The sequence below is a fragment of the Chloroflexota bacterium genome, assembly GCA_034717495.1.
Lineage (GTDB): Bacteria > Chloroflexota > Anaerolineae > JAAEKA01 > JAAEKA01 > JAYELL01.
Genome location: JAYELL010000057.1, coordinates 58,518 through 79,938 on the forward strand (window position 1 = coordinate 58,518; position 21,421 = coordinate 79,938).

19 protein-coding genes and 1 pseudogene are annotated in these 21,421 nt (G+C 57.6%); 11 read left to right on the forward strand and 9 right to left on the reverse strand.

The genetic code is table 11. The annotated features are described in order from the left end of the window. Nucleotides 1-9: 9 nt before the first annotated feature. The 4 genes from ppk2 to U9R25_11270 all read right to left on the reverse strand — a co-directional run bounded on the left by ppk2 (nucleotide 10) and on the right by U9R25_11270 (nucleotide 5,120). Nucleotides 10-843 (reverse strand): polyphosphate kinase 2, encoded by an 834-nt coding sequence (gene ppk2, locus U9R25_11255; GenBank protein ID MEA3336480.1) that lies wholly within the window; start codon nucleotides 841-843, stop codon nucleotides 10-12. A gap of 583 nt (nucleotides 844-1,426) precedes the next feature. Further along, entirely contained in the window at nucleotides 1,427-2,071 is a 645-nt protein-coding gene (locus tag U9R25_11260) for a hypothetical protein (GenBank protein ID MEA3336481.1), read from the reverse strand. 245 nt (nucleotides 2,072-2,316) lie between these two features. Beyond that, nucleotides 2,317-2,757 (reverse strand): hypothetical protein, encoded by a 441-nt coding sequence (locus tag U9R25_11265; protein ID MEA3336482.1) that lies wholly within the window; start codon nucleotides 2,755-2,757, stop codon nucleotides 2,317-2,319. Nucleotides 2,758-3,266: 509 nt separating this feature from the next. Continuing rightward, nucleotides 3,267-5,120: a bifunctional homocysteine S-methyltransferase/methylenetetrahydrofolate reductase gene (locus U9R25_11270; GenBank protein MEA3336483.1), complete on the reverse strand. Its 1,854-nt coding sequence runs from the start codon at nucleotides 5,118-5,120 to the stop codon at nucleotides 3,267-3,269. Nucleotides 5,121-5,233: 113 nt separating this feature from the next. Between U9R25_11270 and def the strand changes: the two genes are divergently transcribed. From def to U9R25_11325, 11 genes and pseudogenes are all read left to right on the forward strand, one after another. Beyond that, on the forward strand, nucleotides 5,234-5,773 hold the full coding sequence (def, locus tag U9R25_11275; GenBank protein ID MEA3336484.1) for a peptide deformylase: 540 nt from the start codon (nucleotides 5,234-5,236) through the stop codon (nucleotides 5,771-5,773). Between the two features lie 412 nt (nucleotides 5,774-6,185). Further along, nucleotides 6,186-8,948 carry a cytochrome c3 family protein gene (locus tag U9R25_11280; protein ID MEA3336485.1) on the forward strand — a complete coding sequence of 921 codons (2,763 nt, stop codon included), beginning with the start codon at nucleotides 6,186-6,188 and terminating at the stop codon, nucleotides 8,946-8,948. Between the two features lie 70 nt (nucleotides 8,949-9,018). Then, entirely contained in the window at nucleotides 9,019-9,843 is an 825-nt protein-coding gene (locus tag U9R25_11285) for a tetratricopeptide repeat protein (protein MEA3336486.1), read from the forward strand. Beyond that, a complete protein-coding gene (locus U9R25_11290) occupies nucleotides 9,840-11,816 on the forward strand; it encodes an FAD-dependent oxidoreductase (protein ID MEA3336487.1) in 1,977 nt (658 codons plus the stop codon). The genes U9R25_11285 and U9R25_11290 overlap by 4 nt, the downstream gene beginning before the upstream one ends. A 36-nt stretch (nucleotides 11,817-11,852) precedes the next feature. Next, nucleotides 11,853-12,605 (forward strand): cytochrome b N-terminal domain-containing protein, encoded by a 753-nt coding sequence (locus tag U9R25_11295; GenBank protein MEA3336488.1) that lies wholly within the window; start codon nucleotides 11,853-11,855, stop codon nucleotides 12,603-12,605. A 6-nt stretch (nucleotides 12,606-12,611) separates the two neighbouring features. Continuing rightward, nucleotides 12,612-13,385 (forward strand): hypothetical protein, encoded by a 774-nt coding sequence (locus U9R25_11300; GenBank protein ID MEA3336489.1) that lies wholly within the window; start codon nucleotides 12,612-12,614, stop codon nucleotides 13,383-13,385. Nucleotides 13,386-13,400: 15 nt separating this feature from the next. After that, nucleotides 13,401-13,889 carry a Rieske 2Fe-2S domain-containing protein gene (locus U9R25_11305; protein MEA3336490.1) on the forward strand — a complete coding sequence of 163 codons (489 nt, stop codon included), beginning with the start codon at nucleotides 13,401-13,403 and terminating at the stop codon, nucleotides 13,887-13,889. A gap of 28 nt (nucleotides 13,890-13,917) precedes the next feature. Beyond that, nucleotides 13,918-15,144 (forward strand): c-type cytochrome, encoded by a 1,227-nt coding sequence (locus U9R25_11310; protein ID MEA3336491.1) that lies wholly within the window; start codon nucleotides 13,918-13,920, stop codon nucleotides 15,142-15,144. 233 nt (nucleotides 15,145-15,377) lie between these two features. Then, nucleotides 15,378-15,707, forward strand: coding sequence for a metalloregulator ArsR/SmtB family transcription factor (locus tag U9R25_11315; protein MEA3336492.1), 330 nt, complete (start codon nucleotides 15,378-15,380; stop codon nucleotides 15,705-15,707). A 13-nt stretch (nucleotides 15,708-15,720) separates the two neighbouring features. Next, nucleotides 15,721-16,635 (forward strand): arsenite methyltransferase, encoded by a 915-nt coding sequence (arsM, locus tag U9R25_11320; protein ID MEA3336493.1) that lies wholly within the window; start codon nucleotides 15,721-15,723, stop codon nucleotides 16,633-16,635. A 211-nt stretch (nucleotides 16,636-16,846) separates the two neighbouring features. Continuing rightward, nucleotides 16,847-17,791 (forward strand): annotated as a pseudogene (locus U9R25_11325) (alpha/beta hydrolase). Nucleotides 17,792-17,870: 79 nt separating this feature from the next. Here U9R25_11325 and U9R25_11330 read toward each other — a convergent pair. From U9R25_11330 to U9R25_11350, 5 genes are read right to left on the reverse strand one after another with little or no spacing between them, the layout of a single operon-like run. Beyond that, nucleotides 17,871-18,770 (reverse strand): RimK family alpha-L-glutamate ligase, encoded by a 900-nt coding sequence (locus tag U9R25_11330; GenBank protein MEA3336494.1) that lies wholly within the window; start codon nucleotides 18,768-18,770, stop codon nucleotides 17,871-17,873. Nucleotides 18,771-18,807: 37 nt separating this feature from the next. Then, nucleotides 18,808-19,695: a family 16 glycosylhydrolase gene (locus tag U9R25_11335; GenBank protein ID MEA3336495.1), complete on the reverse strand. Its 888-nt coding sequence runs from the start codon at nucleotides 19,693-19,695 to the stop codon at nucleotides 18,808-18,810. Then, nucleotides 19,673-20,335, reverse strand: a complete 663-nt coding sequence (locus U9R25_11340) for a class I SAM-dependent methyltransferase (protein MEA3336496.1) — start codon at nucleotides 20,333-20,335, stop codon at nucleotides 19,673-19,675. The genes U9R25_11335 and U9R25_11340 overlap by 23 nt, the downstream gene beginning before the upstream one ends. A 56-nt stretch (nucleotides 20,336-20,391) precedes the next feature. Then, nucleotides 20,392-20,667, reverse strand: a complete 276-nt coding sequence (locus U9R25_11345; protein ID MEA3336497.1) for a hypothetical protein — start codon at nucleotides 20,665-20,667, stop codon at nucleotides 20,392-20,394. Between the two features lie 2 nt (nucleotides 20,668-20,669). Then, nucleotides 20,670-21,410 carry an SDR family oxidoreductase gene (locus tag U9R25_11350; GenBank protein ID MEA3336498.1) on the reverse strand — a complete coding sequence of 247 codons (741 nt, stop codon included), beginning with the start codon at nucleotides 21,408-21,410 and terminating at the stop codon, nucleotides 20,670-20,672. Between the last annotated feature and the right edge of the window lie 11 nt (nucleotides 21,411-21,421).

The window sequence follows — 21,421 nt, forward strand, 5'->3', positions numbered from 1 at the left end:
TTGTCCGGGTCAGGGGTAGAATTCCGGCACGAAGTTTTGGTCTTCCATGGGCGGTCGCACGTAGCCAACGCCACTCTGGCGCGGTGGCAGGCTGATAAGATCTGGTGTCAGGTCCTCGTACGGGATGTGCGCCAGTAGATGGCGGATGCAATTCAGGCGAGCATGTTTTTTCACGTCGGCGTTGACCACGTACCAGGGAGCTTGTTTGATATCGGTATAGGCAAACATCTGGTCCTTGGCCTTGGAGTACTCGATCCAGCGGGATCGGGATTCCAGGTCCATGGGGCTGAGCTTCCACCGTTTGGTCGGGTCATCGATTCGGGCCTCGAAACGCCGCTCCTGCTCCTCGTCGCTGACCGAAAACCAATATTTGAGCAGCGTGGTGTCGGAGCGGATGAGCATGCGTTCAAACGAGGGGCAGGAGCGCAGAAACTCCCAATATTCCTCCTCCGTGCAGAAACCCATCACCCGTTCGACGCCGGCCCGGTTGTACCAGCTTCGATCCAACAGGACCATTTCGCCGGCGGCAGGTAGATGGGCCACATAGCGCTGGAAATACCATTGCGTGCGCTCTCGCTCGGTCGGTGAAGGTAAGGCAATTACCTTGCAGACACGGGGATTCAGCGTTTCGGTGATGCGTTTGATCGTTCCCCCTTTACCTGCTGCGTCACGCCCTTCGAAGATGACTACCACCTTCAGGCCCTTGAACTTGATCCACTCCTGCATCTTGACCAGCTCAATTTGAAGCGCGCGCAGTTCCTCCAGATAGCGCTTGTTGCTGATCTTTTTCTGCTTAGGATGTGCAACGGCCGCCGGGTGGGCATATTCCTCCTCCGGAAGCATTGCCGGATCCTCCCGATGTTTGCCGTCGCTCTTGCTGGCGTTGCGGCCAGTTTTCGATGCCGGAAGCACCCCGGTCCCTCGCGGATCGCTGTTTTTTATTGTCGGCTTCTTTTTCTTCTTGCTCATCAAGGCCTCCAGATCGCTCAGTCGCCTGCACGTCCGTACGCTGCCCAATTATCGCGCACCCGAGATGGTTCGAAGCTCTTACAAATCATGCCATCTCGATTCGGGTCACCAGCCAGTCCTCAATTCACACACCGGCAAATATCTGGCGGAGCCATCGCCCGATCTCCACGGGGTCCTTCTCATACTATCCGACTCTCCGTGTCCACTATTATATCATACAGTTTTGAGACCGTCAGTTCATCCCGAAATGATGCCGGCGTTTCAGCTCCACTACCTCTCGTTGGGTGCCAGCGTGACGTGAGACCTGGACTCGCCGGGCACGATTAGTTCGGCCACCTGCAGGCCGTCAGAGAAGCGCACGAACCTGAGCCATCCTCGAGCTGGCGTTCCACGGAGTCGCCCTCTGCCTGGGCGCGTGAGGAGATGCCGGCCCAGACCGCGTAACGTTCACGGTCCATTATTCCAGCGGGATCGTCAGATCGAAACCAGGCCCCATGTCCTCCCACTCCTCATCAAGCGGAGCGCCCACAATATACCGGATCGACTTGATGGCGGACACATCCACCGGATTCTTGAGCCCGAACAACACCATCCCAGCCATCTCAACTCCCGAATAGATATCTCCCCCTACTGCCTCAGACAGCCAGACACTTGAGCCTCTCTGCTGGTTTCCCACCACAATAGTTCCCTGGTCTGGATACACCGATATCGTTTGATCCGTGCCGTTAGTCAGGTGCGCCTTGAGCGCCAGGACCGTCTCGACATCGGCCCAGTAGTTCGAGTCTGTTACAAATTCATTGCCCCTGAAATCTGGCGGCATATCCTCGAACGGGACTATTGAAACAGTGGAGACTCTCAAGGTAACCCCACCGCTCTCCTGCTCGACCCCTACATCCTCTATGCGAAATAACGATTCTGGCGGCTCCTCTTGAGGCTCCTGGCCGTCCACCGGATTATCCGGCTCCGCCGCAAACGTGACCGTCGTGCCGGGCTTGACGTGCTTTTTTATGATCTCCTGGCGATTCTTGCCAGTTAAAGGGTCATCAAAGGTCACCCCTTTGATTTTCGTATCAAAGTACCCGTATGCTATCACTTGCGCCATGACCGCCCCCTACAAGATCCACCAGCCGTCTGGCGTCAAAATGAGCCAGGTTCGCCTCTCTTTCACAATCCTCCTGGCAATCTCCACCCACAGTGCTATGGTTAGGTCATTCGCCGCCAATAATGATTGGCTCACGGTCTCCTCCACCTTGTCGCACGTGCGAATTGCAGAAACGCCTATTTCTGTTCCGCGCTCATCGCCGCAAAAAGATATACCAGCTCCTGCGCCTTCTCACCCTCGGGGTGTTACGGTGCTTGGTCTTCGTTTTTTTGGGGCTGGAATATCACCGTAAGAGGGATTTTGGCCACTGGTTGCCAGTTAGCGTCAGCTTCGGGCTTCAAATCTACGAGGAAGAAGAACCGCCCTTCTTCTTCGGCCGGCAATCCTTCAAATTCCACCTTCAGCCTCGTTCGCTGATGATCGGTGAGGTCAATTGGGAAAACTTCACTAACCAATGGCTCACTCGATGGTTTTTTTACCGTAATGCGATACATCCCGAGCGAAGGCTTGCTAGCATCCGCTCGTTCAAACAAAGAAACGAGTGTGAAGGGAGCTTTGATGATCCCTTCTGACTTAGGAACATCTTGCACATTGAGTTGTTCAACAGCGCTGATCAGGCTTATGGTATTGGTATCCTGGTCAGTTATGGCCAGACGACACAGAACCGACCAAACGTGAAAAATCATCTTGCAATGATCTGTAAATCGTTTGCGCTGGCAGTTGAGGTGAAGGGAGTTTCGTTTAGACTATAAGCCATATCTGACTGGTTCCGTTCAGGAAAACGAATGATAGTTGCACTTGTTGGCGATTCGGCTTGAACTGAAGCCTTACAAAATCCACCAGCCTTTATAGGACAACTGCCGCCAGTCATAGGGCAGTAGGTGCCAAACGACAACTATTTGCGCCCACACGTGTTGCCTCACGGGAGAATCACCCCCGAACCTTGTTGGTGCCTCAGGAGTAATCATCCCCAATTTCATGGCAGTGTCAACACAGAATCGTTCGATGAGGGGATCAACCCACCTCTATATCCATCGCATCAGCTCTGGTTTTCGCCCGCTCTGTACCGGCTCTGATGGGGGCTTTAAGCAGTTATGCCGGCGATCGGTAGGAGAGGCGGCGCTCATCACCGGTTACCGGTGAACTTTGCTGCCTGCGGCCAGATGCGTTTGCTCTCCTTCGAGAGCGCGAAGACTCAACGCAGCGCACCCATAACTTCAGCAGCTATATCGTAGCGGCGGAAGGGCGGCATGAGGTAGACGCCCTGGATCATTGGCCGGGCGGCCAGCAGCAATTCCCGGGCAATCCGGATGCCTTCCTCCCGGGACCGTCCCTGCTCGTCCGCAGTTTCCATGCGGCTCAGAATCTCCGGAGGGATCGACATCCCGGGAACCTCGTGATGCAGGAAACGAGCGTGTCGGGCTGTGTAGAGGGGTAGTAGTCCCATGATCAGCGGCAGCGGCGGTTGTTTGCCAAAAACGGCCACAAAATCTCGCAGCAGCTGGATGTCGAACACCGGCTGGGTAAGGGCAAACCGCGCGCCACCGTCGAGCTTTTTTCCCAGCACCCGCAGCTCGCGCGCCATCTTGGGTGCGCCCAGGTTAAGTGCACATCCAGCCACAAAGCCGGTCGGCTGTCCGATGGGGTTGCCCGCCTGATCGCGGCCCTGGTTCAGGTTATGACTGATGAGCCGGATCAGGCCGGAAGGTACCACATCATAGGAGTCGCTGGCATCAGGATAGTCGCCGATATGGGTGGGATCACCCATAACCACAAAAAGATTGCGGACTCCCAGGGCATGGGCTGCCAGCAGATCGCCTTGAACCCTCAGCAGGTTACGACCGCGAGTTGGGAAGTGCAGAATCGTTTCCAGGCCCAGCTGTTCCTGGATCAGGTAGGCGCAGGCCCAGGGACTCATTCGCATGCGCGCCAGGGGGCTATCCGCCACGTTCAAGATGTTGGCGCCTGCTTCCTTCAACCGGCCGGAATCGGCCAGCATTTGGGTCGAGTCGATGCCCCGGGGTGGGTGCATTTCAACGGTGATGATGAACTCTTTGCCAAGCATCCCTTCCAACTGTGTTGGCAGTGGTGGTTCGCCCAACTCCAATTCCCGCACCGGTGGCAGCACCGGAAGAACCGCCGGATCCAGCGGCGGGCGACGCAGTGCCTCTGCCATGGCTGCCGTATGCGCCGGGGTTGTCCCGCAGCAACCGCCGATGAACTGCATACCGGCCGCGGCAGCCTGTTGGGCGAAGTCGGCGAAGTAGGCTGGACTGGAGGGATAGAGCAGCCGGCCACTTTGCCTGGTTGGGTAACCTGCGTTGGGTTGAGCGGCATAATTCAACCGGGGGCAGGCCAGCTGCATGCGCCGGGCAACGCGCAATACCAGAGCTGGACCGGCGCTGCAATTCGCGCCGGAAAGGGTGACCCCCAGATCACACAGAGCATTGGCCACATCCTCAGGTGAGTGGCCTGCCATGGTGCGCCGGGCCTCGACGAAGGTCATCAGTGCCACGATGGGTATGCCAGGGGCTACCTGGTGGGCCATTTCGACGGCGACAGTGATTTCGTCCAGATCGCTGAAGGTCTCCAGTAGCAGCAGGTCCACGCCACCCTCTGCCAGGACGCCGATCTGTTCCCCGTAGACGCTTCGGGCTGTCTTGCTGGAGATGGGACCGAACGGGGCCAGTCCCTTGCCCAGCGGACCTACGGCTCCCGCCACATAGGCGTGGCGACCGGAGAGGGCGACAGCCTGCTTTGCCAGACGTACACCGGCCTCGTTGATGGCAGTCACCTGTTCCGCCAGATCGTATTCCTCCAACTTGGCCCGGTTGGCGCCAAATGTGTTGGTCTCTATGACGTCAGCGCCCGCAGACAGGTATTCGGAATGGGCGCGCAGGACCAGGTTGGGCTGAAGGTGATTGGTCTCGTCCAGACAGCGTTCCAGGGAGTAACCAAAGCTGTGCAGCAGCGTTCCCATGGCGCCGTCGCAAAGCAGTGGTTTTTTTTCTATGGCCTGCTTGAAGGTTTGATGGGCATTTTGGGGCATGGGGGCGATTATAACATGGCGACAGAGGATACCAAAGCCACCAGTTTTGACACCCTTCGCCCCTACCACTATAATCCAATGTGTCTGCAGGAAAAGATTGGAGGCAGCGGGCCATGGGTGTCAGAGAGATAAGCCTGATCGGCGACGAGATTCTACGAAAGAAAGCACGTAAGGTAAAAAAATTCGATCGGAAGCTGCACCAACTGATCGATGACATGGTGGAGACAATGCGCGATGCGCCGGGGATCGGCCTGGCTGCCCCCCAGGTGGGTGTGTCGCAGCGGGTAATCGTGGTTGAGTTTCCGGAGGACGAAGAGGATCTGGAGAGCAACAGATTGTACGAGGTTGTCAATCCTCAGATCGTCTTTGCCAGCGAGGATATCGTCGAGGGGGAGGAGGGCTGCCTTTCTATTCCGGACATTCTGGGAGAAGTCTGGCGGGCCCAGATGGTGGTTCTGAAAGGACAGGACCGCAACGGAAAAACCCAGCGCCTGGAGGCCCACGACTGGCTTGCCCGGGTGTTTCAGCACGAGGTCGATCACCTGGATGGTGTGCTTTTCATCGATCACGCAGAAGGACCTCATAAACTGCGCCGTCTGGTGCTGGTCGAGGACGAAGATGGCGTGGAAAGGTTGACTGCCGTTCCTTTTTAGAAGCTTCTCTTGCGAAAAGAGTAAATGATAAGGATGCCCAGTAACGGCGCCCTTTGAACCATGCCCAAGGAGCCGTCGGTGGCTGTTTCGGATCCACCGGCGGCTTTTCGCGTCATTCAACGGCGAACTGATCCCCTTCTAAGCCGATCTTTTTGTATCTGTGGTGTGGATCTTGCAAAAAAAAAGCTCTGCATTCGTGTCAAAATCTACGAATTTCTTCGTCAGATATGATCTATATCATAGGCAGGCCGCCGAATCTGTATTAAAATGAAAGTGTAACGTTCCTGTAATCCCCCCCTGTGGCATGGATAGCCCGTTTCCAGGCGTTCCGGCTGCAACAACCACCAATTCTTTGACCGTCTCCGTATCCCGGGCAGATGCCCGGACTGGAAGCAGAGTTAGGAGAGAAGGAATGAAGATCCCTAAACCCCTGATAACCCTCCCGCTATTTGTCTTCCTCATGGTCGCTGTTGTCCTGATGATGACGACGGCTGCGGCCGCCACATCGGAGCCCGCCAGCCATGCCCCCAGCGTGCTTCTGCAGGACGCCGAGGGCGAAGGCTGTCTATCCTGTCACGAGGGCATCGAGTTGATCCGCGCCGAGGACAGTGGCATGATGAAGGACCTGCGCGATCGGGGAGAGTGTACCGCATGCCACGGTGGTGATCCTGGAATCACCGGAACCCCCGATGACGACGAGGCCGTTGAAGCTGCCCATACAGGTGCACCGGATACACTTCCGTTCACCGAGTTCTACCCCGATCCCGGTAGCGTATGGGTAGCACAGGACACGTGTGGCCAATGCCATACCGATTATGCCCACGTACTCGAGCGCTCTCTCATGAACACCGAGGCTGGCAAGATCCAGGGCAACCTTTGGACCTGGGGCGTTCTCGATAGCCAGAAGGTGATCTACGGGAACTACGACGTCACCGATTCGGAAACGCTCTTCGGTAGTGACGCCTACAAGGAGATCATGCAGGGGTTCAAGGCAGCCTATCCTGACCAATTCCCCGACTCCCTGGAAATGTTGCTCAACCCCACCGTCGAGGAAGTCGAGGCTGACCCCAGCCTGGCTGGATTTACCTACCAGCGGCAACAGTGCCAGCGCTGCCATGTGGGCGTCACAGGGCGTTCCCGGCGTGGCGACTGGCGAGGCATGGGTTGCTCATCCTGTCATATTCCCTACGGCAACGAAGGATTCTACGAGGGTGGCGACCCTACCGTTCCCACCGACGAAGAGGGACACCTGCTGATTCACTCCATTCAGGGCACGCGGGAGGCTCGAAACGGTATTCCCAGCGAAACCTGCAACTCCTGTCACAACCGTGGCAAACGCATTGGCGTGAGCTTTCAGGGACTCATGGAATTCCCCTACGGCACACCGATCGATGACACCGGCGGCAAGCAGCCCAGACTGCACACGAAACAATATCTTTTCATCAAGGCAGACCTGCACCATGAGCAGCAGAGCAGGCCGGAGAATCCTGAAGGAGGCATGTTGTGCCAGGATTGCCATACTAGCATCGAGATGCACGGGGATGGCAATATCTTTGGCACAACCCTGAGCCAGGTGGAGATCGAATGTGCTGACTGTCACGGTACCTCCGACGCCTATCCCTGGGAACTGCCGTTGGGTTACGGGGAGGAGTTCTCCGACGAGTTGTCGGGAGAGCCTCGCGGTGTAGCTGGTCTCACCGATCTGCAGACAACTGACGGCACTCTCTATGATCCGGAGGATGGCTATCTGCTCAGTGCCAGGGGAAATCCCTTAGGTAACGTTACTCGTGCCTCCGACGGCAAGGTGATAGTCCATTCGGCAACCGATCGCGATTTTTTTGCGCCATTGCTCAAGACAATCGCCGAGGCGGATGAGTGGATCAGCCTGGATGCTGACGTGGCCATGGACAAGGTGGGTGCGCACATGGAAGCGCTTGAGTGTTACGCCTGTCATGCTGATTGGGCTCCCCAATGCTACGGATGCCATGTGGATGTGAACTACGGTGAAAACCAGGATGGCGATCAACTCACCGATACCGACTGGGTCGCTTCGGGCAATGACAAGAACGATGACGGTACCCACAACAGTGTCAAATCGCCAGGCAAGGTCAGTGAAAGCCGGTCTTATCTGAGATGGGAGCAGCCAATTCTGGGCATCAACGGTGAAGGACGGGTCACGCCCCTGATCCCTGGATGCCAGGTGATCTTCACAGTTCGCGGTCCTGAGGGTGATACATGGACCCACAACGAGATTGCTCGAACTCCTCCAGGTACGGAGGGTTCTGGACCAGAGGGCCAACGGGGCCTGGACATGGCGCCCGTACAGCCTCACACGGCAGGACGCGAGGCACGCACCTGCGAGAGCTGCCATTCCAATCCCAAGTCTCTGGGCTACGGGACCGATGGTGGTCGCTATCTGCGTGGCTACACAGAAGATCGTTATGTGGATTTGATGGATGCCGACGGCAATGTCATTCCCCAGAACGTTCAGGTACAGATGCCGGCCATTCCCGATCTGCCAATGGATCTGAGCCAGATTGTCGATCCTGAGACCGGCCAGCAGATGATGACAGTCGGTTCTCATTGGCCTGACTCCCGACCTCTGGACGAGAATCAACGGGTCCGGATGGAGCGGACTGGTGTCTGCATGGGCTGTCATCAGAACATGGCCGATCCGGCCTTCTGGAACGATCAGGTTATTGCCAGCTTTGGCGAAGTGATCTCCAATGACGAGCACATCAACGTCATGAACGAGGTGATCAATGCCTCGGTGATGCAGCCGGTGTCGGCCGGCATGGGTGACAAGAGTACGACCATGGCGCCACCCACTTCAGCGGCTGCCGTTGCAGCTGTCAATCTGGCACCTATCGAGGATAAGATCACCAATGTTGAGTCCATGGCGGACGAGGCCCAGGCTACCGCCCAGGATGCACAGATGGCCGCGGGTGCAGCGCAGTCCGCTGCAGATGAGGCCCAGTCGACGGCAGAGGATGCTATGGCGAAGGCCCAGGCTGCTGAAACCACGGCTACCCAGGCCGAAGTTGGTTTTACTGAGATGCAGGCGGAAGCCGAAAACGCCGCATCTGCCACCAGCAAAACCGGGTTGTGGGTCATCGTAGCATTGCTGCTGGGCTTGATTGCCGGCGGCGGCGCGGTCTACTTCGCTCGCAAGTAGGAAGGATTTATCGGAAAGGTCTTTGGCCTGCCGCTTCGGTGGGCCGGGGGCCTTTCCGAGAGATGACGTCGTGACCGAACGTTCTAGCTTTGCCAGACGACGGCCCTTTCTGGTAGGAGCTATCGTGGGCGGCACTGTCTGCCTGCTGGTGCTTCTTATCGGATTCCTGGTGACCAACAGCCAGGCACAGAGGGTCGCGGCCGATCAACAGGATTCTCCGGAATCGCAGGCTCTTTTGCTGGAAGCGGCTGCCCAGGATCAGATCGATCTCGGCAATCACGAAACTGCGGTGGCGTTGCTCACGCGGGCCATCGACCTTGCTCCCCATCGCTCGGAGTTTTTTTATACCCGGGCGATCGCCCATTCCGGCCTCGAAGACTTCGATAAGGCACTGAGTGATTTTGACGTTGCCGTCGAGGCCAATCCTCATTGGGCACTTCCGCTGGCAGGCCGCGGGACCGCTCATAACGCCATGGGCAATCTGGACTCGGCGATTTCCGACCTGAGCGACGCCATTCACCTCGAACCTGGTGAAGCAAGCCTTTACACCAACCGGGGCCAAGTCTATCATCAGCGAGGGGAGCTGGAGTTGGCCAGAGATGATTTCAACCTGGCTGTGCAGTTGGCTCCCGATTCGGTAGCAGCCCGTTTTAACCGCGGTGTGCTTCTCTATGCTGTCGGCAGAGCCGAAGACGCAGTGGAGGACTTCAGCCACATCATCGCTATCGATCCTCTCCAGGCGCCTTCCTATCTCAACCGGGGGCTAATTCTGGCCGAGTTAGATGAGGCAGATCTCGCCCGTGCTGATCTTGAGCAGTTTATTGCGCTAAGCGAGAACCCGGAATGGGTCGATCTGGCGAGAAACGCATTGGCCCAACTGGATGGTGAGTCATGACCGAGAAATACCAGGTCCAGGTGCCCAATCTGGCGTACTACCAGGATCAGGTTAAGTGCCAGGCCGCCTGCCCCGTTCGCACCGATGCCCGCGGCTATGTCACGGCCATCGCCAGAGGTGACCTGGAGGAAGCCTACCGGATCGCGCGCAACCCCAATCCGCTGGCGTCAATCTGCGGCCGGGTGTGCAATGCACCCTGCGAGACCGCCTGTCGCCGGGGTGACATCGATGAGCCTGTCGCTATCCGTCCTCTCAAGCGCTTGGTTACGGAGCGCTACGGCGTGGAAGCGCTGGGTCCCTCGGCCGAAATCGGCGAACCGGAAACGAGCAATGCCACCATTCGCTCTCGCACCGCCCTGGAAGAACTTGCACAGACGCCGGGACGTCGATCTGGTCGGGTCGCTGTAATGGGATCTGGTCCGGCAGGCCTGGGCTGTGCCCATGATCTGGCCATGCTGGGGCACCATGTTACCATATTCGACTCGGCGCCGGCCAGCGGCGGCATGTTGCGCACTGGCATTCCCCTCTATCGACTGGATCGAGACCTGCTCGACGCCGAGATTCGAAGTATCATCGATCTGGGTGTGAATTTGCGCCTGGATACGGTCATCGGCGAGGAAGTCACCCTGGACTATCTGCGCGTCAATTATGACGCTGTCTTTCTGGGCACTGGTTTGGGCGAGGGACGCTCCCTGCGGATTCCCGGGGCGGATCTGGATGGCGTTCTGAAGGCGGTTGACTTCCTGCTCAATGTCAACATGGGCTACAGGGTGGACTTGGGCGAGAAGGTAATCGTGATTGGCGGAGGCAACGTTGCCGCCGATGCTGCCCGCATGGCATTGCGCCAACAGCAAGCGGGCGAGACTCCCCTGGCCGATGCCGACCAACGGAAATTGGAAGCCCAGGCTGCATCCTCTATGGCACCGGGGGAGGATGAGTCCCTGCACGCTGCTGTGGATGTCGCCCGCACCGCGGTGCGTCTGGGCGCACCGGAAGTGCAGATGATTGCGCTGGAATCGTGGGCGGAGCTGCCTGCCAGCGAGATCGAGGTGGAGGAATCCCTGGAAGAGGGGGTGCAGATCCAGCCCGGCTTTGGACCTCACGAAATCCTGGGTCAGAATGGTACCGTTGTTGGGCTGCAGACGCTGGACGTGGCCAAAGTGTTTGATGAAAACGGCCGCTTCAATCCCGAGTTTGTGGAAAACAGTGAGCGAATCTGGCCATGTGATACGATCATTCTGGCAATCGGACAGGCTGCTGATCTGAGTTATCTTGGCGAGAATCATGGCATAGAGGTCAGTCCTCGAGGCTTGATCGTGGCCGATACTGAGACCGGGGCCACCACTGCCCCTGGTGTATATGCAGGTGGCGACGTGGTTTATGGCCCGCGTATTCTTATTGATGCGGTCCGCGACGGGCAGCGGTCTGCCAGGGCCATCGATAGCCAGATCCATGGCATGGATCTGAGAACCCGTATAGACTTCGACTGGACGGTCGAGTGGGAACATAAGATGCCAGAGGGATACACCGAGCGCGAACGCAGCGCCGTGCCCATCCTGGAACTGGATCGCCGCGTCGGAATCGCCGAGGTGGAAACCGGTTATGACGTGTCCGAGGCGATGTTGCAGGCTGAACGTTGCCTGAAGTGCGGCATCAACACCATCTTCGACGGCTCCAAGTGTATTCTCTGCAACGGCTGTGTGGATGTCTGTCCGTGGAGCTGCCTAAAGATTGTGCGCGTCAACGATATGGCCGGGGACCCGGCATTGGCAGCTGTCGTGCAGGCAATGTTTGGCTCAGATTTCTCATCCCAGGCTGATAGCGAAATCCCCGCTTCAGCCATGCTCAAGGATGATACGCTGTGTACCCGGTGTGGCCTGTGTGCAGAGCGCTGCCCGACGGACGCTATTACAATGGAAACCTTCTCCTTCACGGAGACCATGCATTACGTCGATCCACCTACCACCCACTAGGCCGGGCCCATACCGGCACCGGACGAGGAGATTAGAATGTCAAGACTGACAGAAGGTATTACAAGGTCGCGGGTCTGGCGATCCTTCTTCCGTCATGGGTGGCCCGATGATGAACTCAACCGTTCGTTGATAATGACCACGAACATCTACTTTCACCTTCATCCCGTGAAGGTGAACCGCCAAAGCATCAAAGCCACCTACAGTTGGGGCCTGGGTATACTGGCGACCATTTTGTTCATCATCCTGGGGATAACTGGTACCTTGCTCATGTTCTATTATGTGCCCTCCACGGAGCAGGCGTATCAGAACATTGTGGATCTCCAAACCAAGGTGTCCTATGGGCAATTGATACGAAATTTCCATCGATGGTCTGCCCAGGGAATGGTATTGATCGTTGTGCTGCACATGATGCGCGTCTTTTATACGGGCGCCTACAAACCGCCTAGAGAGTTCAACTGGATTGTTGGCGTCGTGCTGCTCCTGTTGACCCTGGGAGCCAGCTTCACCGGCTATTTGCTGCCATGGGATCAGCTCTCCTACTGGGCCATTACTGTGGGCACCAATGTCGCCGGCTACGCACCGGTTGTTGGACCCGATATGCGCATGATGTTGTTGGGTGGTTTTGAGGTTGGCCAGGCGGCCCTGACACGCTTCTACGCCTTGCACATTATTGTCATTCCCGGAGCGTTGCTTTTGCTCATCTCCCTGCATCTCTGGCGGGTGCGGAAGGATGGTGGATTGGCAGCGCAGAACAAGATCGATGACAGCCTGGACATTCGAGGAGATTGAGGCGCTATGAGCGAAGAATCCAACCAGGTCGAAGGACAGGACGAGCGTTTTGCTCGCGGCCCCGTCAAAACCTATAGCCTGATGGAACTGGTGCGTGGCACCTCGCCCATGGTGGAGAAGGGACCGGACGATACGATCTTTTCCTTTCCCTATGTTGCGATTGTCGAATTGCTGCTGGTAGTCGGCTCCATCTTTGTTATCGGTTTTCTTTCATTGATACACAATGCACCGCTGGAGGAGCTTGCCAATCCTGATCTGACGACCAATCCGGCCAAGGCGCCATGGTATTTCATGGCACTGCAGGAACTGCTTCTGCACATGCATCCTGTGCTGGCAGGCATCGTGGTACCGGGAATCGTCATCCTGTTCCTGGTCACCCTTCCCTATTTCGATGTCGACCGCAGCGATTCCGGACGTTGGTTTGCCACCAGTCGGGGCGCAAAGTGGGTCTTTTTCACAGCCCTCTACACGGTTATTGTCCAGGCCGCTTTGATTTATTTCGACGAAGTCATGGGGCTGCGTGGTCTTGGAGACGCGTCCCCACTCACATTGCAGATCATCGGTCCGCTGTTGTTTGGTTTCGTGCTTTTCGTCATTCCTTTGGTGGTAATTGCCTTCAAAAAACCGACTCGCCGGGAGGTAATGATGGTTATCTTTACCATCATTATCACTTCGGCGATCACGTTGACTATTAGCGGCTTTCTCTTCCGCGGCCCGGGCATGCACCTCTACCCGCCTTGGGGAATGCCTGATGGCTATAATCCCTGGTCCAGTCTATAGCGAGGAGAAGGGAAGATGGAAAAAAACGAGCAGGACAAAAAGGTCAGCCGTCGGCAGTTCTTCGGCATCGCCTGGACTCTGGCACTGATCGCGGCAGGTGCTCAAGCTCTGGTGGGACTTCGTTCCTTCCTGACGCCGATTCTCGAGGCGGGCGCCTTTGGCACCGTGGTCAAGGCAGGCAGGGTGGATGAGTTCGAGCTACCATCGGTCAACTATTTTCGGGAAGCCCGCTTCTACCTTGTGCGAAACGAGTTGGGCTTTCTGGCACTCTATCGCAAGTGTACCCATCTGGGCTGTGTTGTGCCGTGGGATGCGCCTGCAAATGAATTCAACTGCCCATGCCACAGTTCCCTCTTCACGAGGGAAGGCGCGGTCATCAGCGGTCCTGCCCCTCGGCCAATGGATATGTTCCCGGTGACGATCAAGGACGACATCGTCTTCGTCGACACCGGCCAGGTCGTCGAGCGTACTGCCGTCCATCCCGAACAGATAACCCCGGTCTAGCAGTGGGTTCCGTCGGAGGCGTTTACAGATGAAAGAGCCCAATTACAGTTTCCTTGCCTATCTCGGCGTCGTCCTTACCCTGGCAGCGATCCTGGTACTCGGACTGTTTTCGCTCAAGCAGCCAGGCCAGATGTACTCGAGCGCCAAAGCCCATGAACATGAAGCCATTGAACGCGGGGATGAAGTCTTCGAGCATGACTGTGCGACTTGTCACGGTGTCCATGGCGAAGGAGTTCGGGGAAGTGGACCGGCCTTGAATACTCAGGAGTTCCTGTCGGAAGCTGTCGACGGCTTGATCTTCAATACCATCACCGATGGACGCCCGGGCACCTCGATGCCTGCCTGGGGCCAGGTGCGGGGTGGACCCTACACGGCGCAGGTCGTCGACGACCTGGTGGCATACATACGTTCCTGGGAGGCCACCGCACCGTCGGTGGAAGAAATGGTTTTCCAGGGCGACCCCGTTTCTGGCGCCGTGCTCTTTTCAACCACCTGCTATGCCTGTCATGGTGTGGCGGGAGAGGGAACTGCCGGAGGGGTGGCGCTGAATGATCCGGAGCGCCTGGCCCGCCTGACCGATGATTACTATCGGGATACGATCAGGCGGGGCAGACCGGATCGCGGCATGCCAACCTGGGGGTCGGTGTTATCGCCCGAGGAGGTCGAGGACCTGCTGGCTTACATTCGAAGCTGGCAGATCGAGCCGCCGGCAATCATGGCTGATCTGGGCGGCGATCTTACTCGTGGCAAGGAGATCTTTACCTCTACCTGCGTGGCCTGCCACGGTGAAGGGGGTATTGGCACTGATCTTGCCCCCAGGCTGGCCGAAGCGCCAGTGTTGAACGATCCTCACCAGGTCCATACGGTTGTCAGTGAGGGGCGGCTGGACAAGGGAATGCCCAATTGGGGCCAGGTATTGTCACCGGCCGAGATCAATGACGTCGTCGCCTACGTATCTACCTTGAGAGCCGATGGATCGGTCGCCGGGGAGACACTGGTCGAAGAGGATGATTCCCTGGACCGGGCCCAATTTCTCTTCCTGCAGCAGTGTGCTGAATGCCACGGCCTGACAGGTGAGGGCAAGGACGATAAGCCGGCGTTGGTTGACAATGAGTTCGTGCAGACCAACGACGACCAGGCACTTTTCAATATTGTCGCCGGTGGCCGGGCGAATACCGCAATGGAGGGGTTCTCGGGCGAGTTGAGCGATGAGGAAATCCAGGAGATCATCAAACTGCTTCACACCTGGCAGTGATCGCCAAACCACCTGGTTTCTGTCCCGACGGCTGGAAGGATCACCTCCCAGCCGTCTTTGTTTTCAGGCCCAAGGTTCCAGACGGGCTGAAACGTGTAACTGCGCACCCAAAAGATCTTGACACCCAGTGGCGGGTGTGTTATTATTGTATCGATATATCGAAACGTGTCTATGTGTATATGTTGCCGATACAAGCGTTTTTTTCATCCGATCAGACATTCACGGTGATGCCCATGCCAGCCATCGAAATCGACTGCGTAGAATTCTGCAAGGCCCTTGCCGACGAGACGCGCCAGGGAATACTGCAGCTGTTGAGGCAGAAAGGAGAGCTGTGCGTGGGCGACATTGTGGAGGTTTTTGATTCCACCCAGCCCACCATTTCGCATCACCTGCGGCAGCTTCGCAATGTGGGCCTGGTCACCAGTCGAAAGCAGGGAAAACTGGTCTTCTATACCCTTGACCAGGACAATGTGATTGAATGCTGCGGGATGCTGATGAGTAAGTTCGCGCCGGTGTTTTCGGTTCAAATGCTGGACCATACGTCAACGGCGGACAAAGAATAAACAGGAGTGTTTCATGACAGTGCTACCTACCACCAGTTCGGAACAGATCAAGTTGCAGGTTCGTGATCGCTATGGCAGACTCGCCGAGGATGTATTGGAGCGCCCTGAACCGGTTGGGTGCGGGTGTGCGCCGGCGGAGTCGTTATCCGATGGCGATGTGATTTTTCTCCAGGACGGGGCATCCAGTTGCTGCGGTCCCGAACAGCAAGTCCTCGACGCGGACCACGCCAGCCGGCTCTATGAACAGGGAGAACTGGCGACTCTACCTGATAGTGTCACGGCGGCCTCTCTCGGCTGTGGAAACCCAATGGCCATCGCCGCGCTCAAGCCTGGCCAGGTGGTGATGGACCTGGGATCGGGCGGCGGAATCGATTGTTTTCTGGCCGGGCGTCAAGTCGGCCCGGAAGGGCGTGTCATCGGCCTGGACATGACCCCGCAGATGATCGAGTTGGCCGAGCAGAACAGAGCCAAGCTTGGTGCGGCGGCAGCCAATGTCAGTTTTCAATTGGGCGAGATGGAGGCGATGCCCTTGCCAGACAGCAGTGTCGACGTCATGATCTCCAACTGTGTTATCAACCTCTCTCCTGACAAGGACGCTGTTTTTCGAGAGGCTTTCCGGGTGTTGCGCCCGGGTGGTTATCTGGCAGTTTCCGACATCGTGACTCTGCAGCCTTTGCCCGAACAGCTGGCTACCAGCCTTTCCGCCTGGTCCGAATGTGTAGCGGGCGCCCTTGATGTGGGTGACTATACTCGAAAACTGGAGGAGGCTGGCTTCGAGCGCGTGGCAGTTGCAGAGCTTTCATCCAAGGATTTCCAGGGGGGAGAAGCGCCCGCTCTGGTGACAGGTGACCTGGATCGCTGGGTAGCCAGTGCCCGGATTCTGGCATATAGACCCCTGGATAATGGTCAATTGTCAATTGGTGAATAGTCAATTGTTAATGGCGGAGGGCAATTGATTTTGTGGTCCCTCGCCGATGCGAATGCACGCCTCACCGAAAGGCGTCCCTTTGGGATTGGGAACGGGGCAGTTAAGCCAGCGCAATGCTTGCAGTGAGCGAAGTCGAACTGTTGTCGATATTGATGGGGCAAGCGCCTGATTTGGCACACCCGTTCAATTGTCACCCGTGAGGAAATGGCACATGTCAAAACCATGGCGCATCCTGCTGATTGTCGCGTTGTTGCTGTTCTTTGCACTGCTGGTTGGTCCATTCCTGCTGCCGGTGGCACCGCTGGAAGGTACGGTGTCGCCGGAGCAGCTTGCCCACTCCGACAGCCAGTTCGCCGAGATCGATGGTGTGAACGTGCACTACAAGGAAGCGGGTCAGGGTGACCCGCCGCTGGTGCTTCTGCACGGCTTCGCTTCCAGCACCTATAGCTGGCAAGAAGTGATGGTGCCTCTGGCCGAGGATCATCTAGTCGTTGCCTTTGACCGGCCTGCCTTTGGCCTCACCGAGCGACCCATTCCCGGTGAATGGACAGGAGAGAGTCCCTACAGCCCGCAATCCCAGGTTGAGCTCACTATCGGATTGATGGATGAATTGGGAATCGACAAGGCTGTGCTGGTCGGCAATTCAGCCGGCGGGACTATCGCTGCGCTGACGGCGCTCACCTATCCTGAACGGGTCGAGGCGTTGATTCTGGTGGATCCAGCCATCTATTTCGCCGCCGGCATGCCGGGTTGGTTTCGGTTATTACTGGAAACGCCTCAGTTGGATCGAATTGGTCCTCTGGTGGGGCGCATCGTTGTCGGGACATTGGGGGATGATTTCGGACGCGCCGCCTGGCATGATCCAGATGGTTTGACCCCTGAAGTATGGGCTGAGTATACCGAAGTAATAAAGGCTGATAGCTGGGACCAGGCTTTGATTGAATATGTCAAGGCCTGGGAATCCCCCGGTGTTGCCGATCGACTGGACGAACTCTCTGTGCCGACCCTCGTCATTACTGGCGATAACGACGTTATCATTCCGACGCGACAGAGTGTCCGACTGGCCTCAGAAATCCCGAATGCTGAATTGGTCGTGTCGCCCGATTGTGGACACATTCCTCAGGAAGAATGTCCCGAGGCCTTTCTGGAGGCAACCAACGATTTCCTGGCACGCCTGCCCTGGCGGCTGTTTGAACCGACTGGGGCGTCGCGAAGGAAAGTTGCTCATTACCGGTTCAAACAGCTACCTTTCCCTCCAGGTACGCCACGATTCGCGTTGCCACGTCGATATCGGAGTGCTTCTCGAGCTGTTGCCAACCAGCGCTGGGATTCACTTCAAGGACCACCGGGCCCCGCTCTGTTTCAATGATATCTACCCCTGCCAGATCCAGTTCCAGGGCTTTGGCAGCCCTGACCGCCATTTGTGCATAGCCTTCGGGTAGCTCTATGATCTCCGCCGTTCCTCCCCGGTGGATGTTAGCGCGAAATTCCCCCGGTCGCGCCGTGCGCCGAAAGGCCCCGAGCACTTCATTTCCCAGGACTATCACCCGAATATCCTGCCCATCCCCCTCGACCAGGTACTGTTGCGCTATGAGGATACGCTCCACCGTACGCATGGTATCGTGGATGGCCAGGGCTGACTCAACGGTGTCGGCTCGCATCACGCCGATTCCCAGGCTGCCCTGTCTCGTTTTAAGGATCACCGGTGTGTCCAGGTATTCGGAAACCGCCTGTTCCAGGCTGGCCGGATCCCAGGTGAGCACCGAAAGAGGGATAGGGATACCAGCCCGTTGCAGAAGTTGCATGGATAGGAATTTATCATGGGCGTGAAGTTTGGCCTGGGGTTGGTTTATACAGATTAACCCCGCCGATTCGAGTTGGGTCGCAACGGCCGATTCGAAGGTTCGCACGATAGTCAGGCCATAGCGCGTGTACGCGGCGCAGCGCAGAAGGACAGCGTCGGCATCGTCAACCCGCTGACCCTCATAGATCACGCCGCCGCCGACATCGCCAACATGCACAGTGCAATCCAGCGGCCGCAGCAGCTTGACCGTGTGCTTCCGGGCTTTCAGTGCCTGGACCAGGCGCTCCGTACCGTAGGTTTCGAATACCTGATTGAGGATAAGTACGTGCATGGCACTCCATTTGATAAGACTGACAAGAAGCCAAGGGTCAAGAGTGGTGCGCCCTGGCTTGCGAACCGCTCTTGATGGTCAAATAATCCAGTTCCAGCCACTGGCAGCCGGGCTGTTCCAGCAAACCCCATCGAAGACGACCTTGAGGGGTGATTATCATGAAACGATTGTCCAGCCAGATGACCAGCCCCAGAGGACCCCGGGGCGCCCTGTTGCAGTCCATGATCACCTGGTCGTCGACCAGAAAGCGGGCAACTTGTTCATTCCAGTGGATGACATAGGTGTGCCAGTCGGTCATCTTGACAGGAACGACCGCCTCGCTGACCCGGATGGCGCGCTGACCGATCGGCCACAGCCGCCGGTAGGCCCCGGGCAGATTCATTAATGGAATGGAGATCGGCATGCTTGGCGCCAGCGCAAGGAAGGGCCATCGGGAGGCATCGATCGCAGCTGCTTTCCAGCCGCAGCCCGGGGCATCCATATCCAACTTCATGTTGCTGGGCGGGGAGGCGTAGAAGAACCAGATAGCCCGGGGTCTTGCGAACATCGGTTGATTCTGGCGGACTGGCAATGACATCGGTTCGTTCCAGAAGCCGAAACCAGCCGTGCCACTCAGGATGGGTCCGCCATCGGGATCGGGCAGATACTGGAAATCACAATCGCTGTTGCTCTCCCTTTCAGGCGAAGGATGGGAGAAGCGAGCCCGCACGATCAACGTCAGCGGCGGCGACCAGGGAAATCGGTTGCGCGGCAGGGTAACGTAGTCGTCGATCTGGGCGTTGCTGTAGCGCCGGGGCGTGGTATCCCGGTTGACCAGCCGCACCGTTTGGCCGGTCACTGTCAGCGATCCTCCAGCCGGACTGGACCGGTTCCACCGGTCGCTGAGCCCTGCGGAAAAATCGTCACGAAGCAGGGTGCCAGTCAATGGGCTTCTCCAGTAGAATCACCGGCACCTGCCAGGGAGGATCGTCGCGAACGACGACGCTGGCGCGTAATCCTGTCGCCGTGGTCTGCTTTTCGCCAGGGTCCAGCAGCGGATCGCTTGGACCTCCGAACAGCAGGCGTCCTGACCAGTTCCAGACCCGGGAATTGTTCAACACAACCGAATCGATGATAATAGCTCGTCCGCCGGGCCGCAGTATGCGGGCAAACTCCTGTTGGGTAACGGGATCCACGATAAACTCTGCCGGAAAGGTAGAGATGATGCTGCCACAGCTTTCATCATCGAAGGGCATGCGTTGCGTGCGGCCCCGGACAAGAGGCACCCAAAGACCGGCACAGTGCATCTTGTGGGCGCTGATACGGTGCATGGCAGGTGAAAGATCGATGCCGAGCGCAGGCCAATTGCGACGGCTCATTTCCATCAACAGTTCACCCGTGCCGAAACCCACCTCCAGAACAGGGCCGGTTTCCACATATTCGAGAGCCAGACGGCGCCAGCCACCCCACCGTCCCAGGCTCACGATCCAGGCCGCCAGGTCGTATGCCCACGCGAATTCGTTGTAGAGTCTGCGGGTAGCCCATAGGTAAAGCCGTCCCAGGGGGGGCAGTTTGCGAGAAGTCACATTTGTTTCCACGGTGCGTACCGAACGGCGTTATCCAGTGGCATCAAGGAATTCCATTAACGGGAACTGCGCCGGCGCAGCACTATCAGCGCCAACAAGCAAAGCACCGTACCTTCAATAACATGGACTTCGCCTACCGCAGGCAGTGGAAGCTGCACAAGCCTTCCCAACAGCTGTCCACCGGCAAAGCCAAGGGTGGCTGTCAGGATATCAAGTAGCCAATCCCAACCGGTGCCGCCCTGCAAGACGAACCATGCGGTAGCCCAGATCAGGGTCAGCAGGGTGGATAGAACCAGCGAGGGTGGAATGAGGGCGATCAGTGATTCCAGCATGACTACATCACCACGCCGCCGTTGATCATGAGAACCTGACCCGTCAGGAAGCCAGCTGCATCGGAGGCCAGATAAACGGCCACAGCTGCCACGTCTGCAGGCGTTCCCCAGCGCTGTAAAGGTGTCTGGAGACGCAGTTGTTCGTGCAGGTCCCGGCTGACTTGCTCTCCCCAACCAGTTTCGATCCAGCCAGGTGCCAGGCAATTGACGCGAACGGTTGGTGCCAGGCCGCGAGCCAGGGCCTTGGTAAAACCCATGATGCCCGCCTTGGCGGCTGCGAAAAGCTGACCGCTCTCTGTGCCTGTGCCACCGTTCCATGCTTGATCCCAACCGATATTGATGATGTGACCGGAGCCCTGCTCGGACATTCGAGCCCCAGCCAGGTGAGAACAGAGAACGGCAGCCCGCAGGTCAACATCGAGCAATCGTTGCAGGCGTTCGGCATAGGGAAGGTGAAGGTTTTGCCCGATCAGGATATCGGCGCCAGCGTTGTTGATCCAGATGTCGACCTGGCCGCCTAGGAGTTGCCAGGCCTGGTCGACCAACGCGGTGATCCCGGAGAGTGTCGACAGGTCCTCCAGCACGACCGGTGCGCGGCGTCCCAGTTGCCTTACTTGTGAGGCGATTTTAGCGGCAGCATCGGCGTCCCGTCCGTGGATCAGCACGTCGGCACCCTCGGCGGCAAATGCGAGGGCTGTGGCCTCGCCGATACCGCTGGTGCTGCCGCTGACAACAGCAGTCATGCCCGATAGTC

Excerpts from the sequence above, each read along its gene's own strand:
- U9R25_11310 (MEA3336491.1), top strand. The coding sequence starts at position 13,918 with ATGAAAGAGCCCAATTACAGTTTCCTTGCCTATCTCGGCGTCGTCCTT.
- U9R25_11265 (MEA3336482.1), bottom strand. The coding sequence starts at position 2,757 with ATGATTTTTCACGTTTGGTCGGTTCTGTGTCGTCTGGCCATAACTGAC.
- ppk2 (MEA3336480.1), bottom strand. The coding sequence starts at position 843 with ATGCTTCCGGAGGAGGAATATGCCCACCCGGCGGCCGTTGCACATCCT.
- U9R25_11280 (MEA3336485.1), top strand. The coding sequence starts at position 6,186 with ATGAAGATCCCTAAACCCCTGATAACCCTCCCGCTATTTGTCTTCCTC.
- U9R25_11315 (MEA3336492.1), top strand. The coding sequence starts at position 15,378 with ATGCCAGCCATCGAAATCGACTGCGTAGAATTCTGCAAGGCCCTTGCC.
- U9R25_11345 (MEA3336497.1), bottom strand. The coding sequence starts at position 20,667 with ATGCTGGAATCACTGATCGCCCTCATTCCACCCTCGCTGGTTCTATCC.
- U9R25_11300 (MEA3336489.1), top strand. The coding sequence starts at position 12,612 with ATGAGCGAAGAATCCAACCAGGTCGAAGGACAGGACGAGCGTTTTGCT.
- U9R25_11295 (MEA3336488.1), top strand. The coding sequence starts at position 11,853 with ATGTCAAGACTGACAGAAGGTATTACAAGGTCGCGGGTCTGGCGATCC.
- def (MEA3336484.1), top strand. The coding sequence starts at position 5,234 with ATGGGTGTCAGAGAGATAAGCCTGATCGGCGACGAGATTCTACGAAAG.
- U9R25_11330 (MEA3336494.1), bottom strand. The coding sequence starts at position 18,770 with ATGCACGTACTTATCCTCAATCAGGTATTCGAAACCTACGGTACGGAG.
- arsM (MEA3336493.1), top strand. The coding sequence starts at position 15,721 with ATGACAGTGCTACCTACCACCAGTTCGGAACAGATCAAGTTGCAGGTT.
- U9R25_11350 (MEA3336498.1), bottom strand. The coding sequence starts at position 21,410 with ATGACTGCTGTTGTCAGCGGCAGCACCAGCGGTATCGGCGAGGCCACA.
- U9R25_11260 (MEA3336481.1), bottom strand. The coding sequence starts at position 2,071 with ATGGCGCAAGTGATAGCATACGGGTACTTTGATACGAAAATCAAAGGG.
- U9R25_11270 (MEA3336483.1), bottom strand. The coding sequence starts at position 5,120 with ATGCCCCAAAATGCCCATCAAACCTTCAAGCAGGCCATAGAAAAAAAA.
- U9R25_11305 (MEA3336490.1), top strand. The coding sequence starts at position 13,401 with ATGGAAAAAAACGAGCAGGACAAAAAGGTCAGCCGTCGGCAGTTCTTC.
- U9R25_11290 (MEA3336487.1), top strand. The coding sequence starts at position 9,840 with ATGACCGAGAAATACCAGGTCCAGGTGCCCAATCTGGCGTACTACCAG.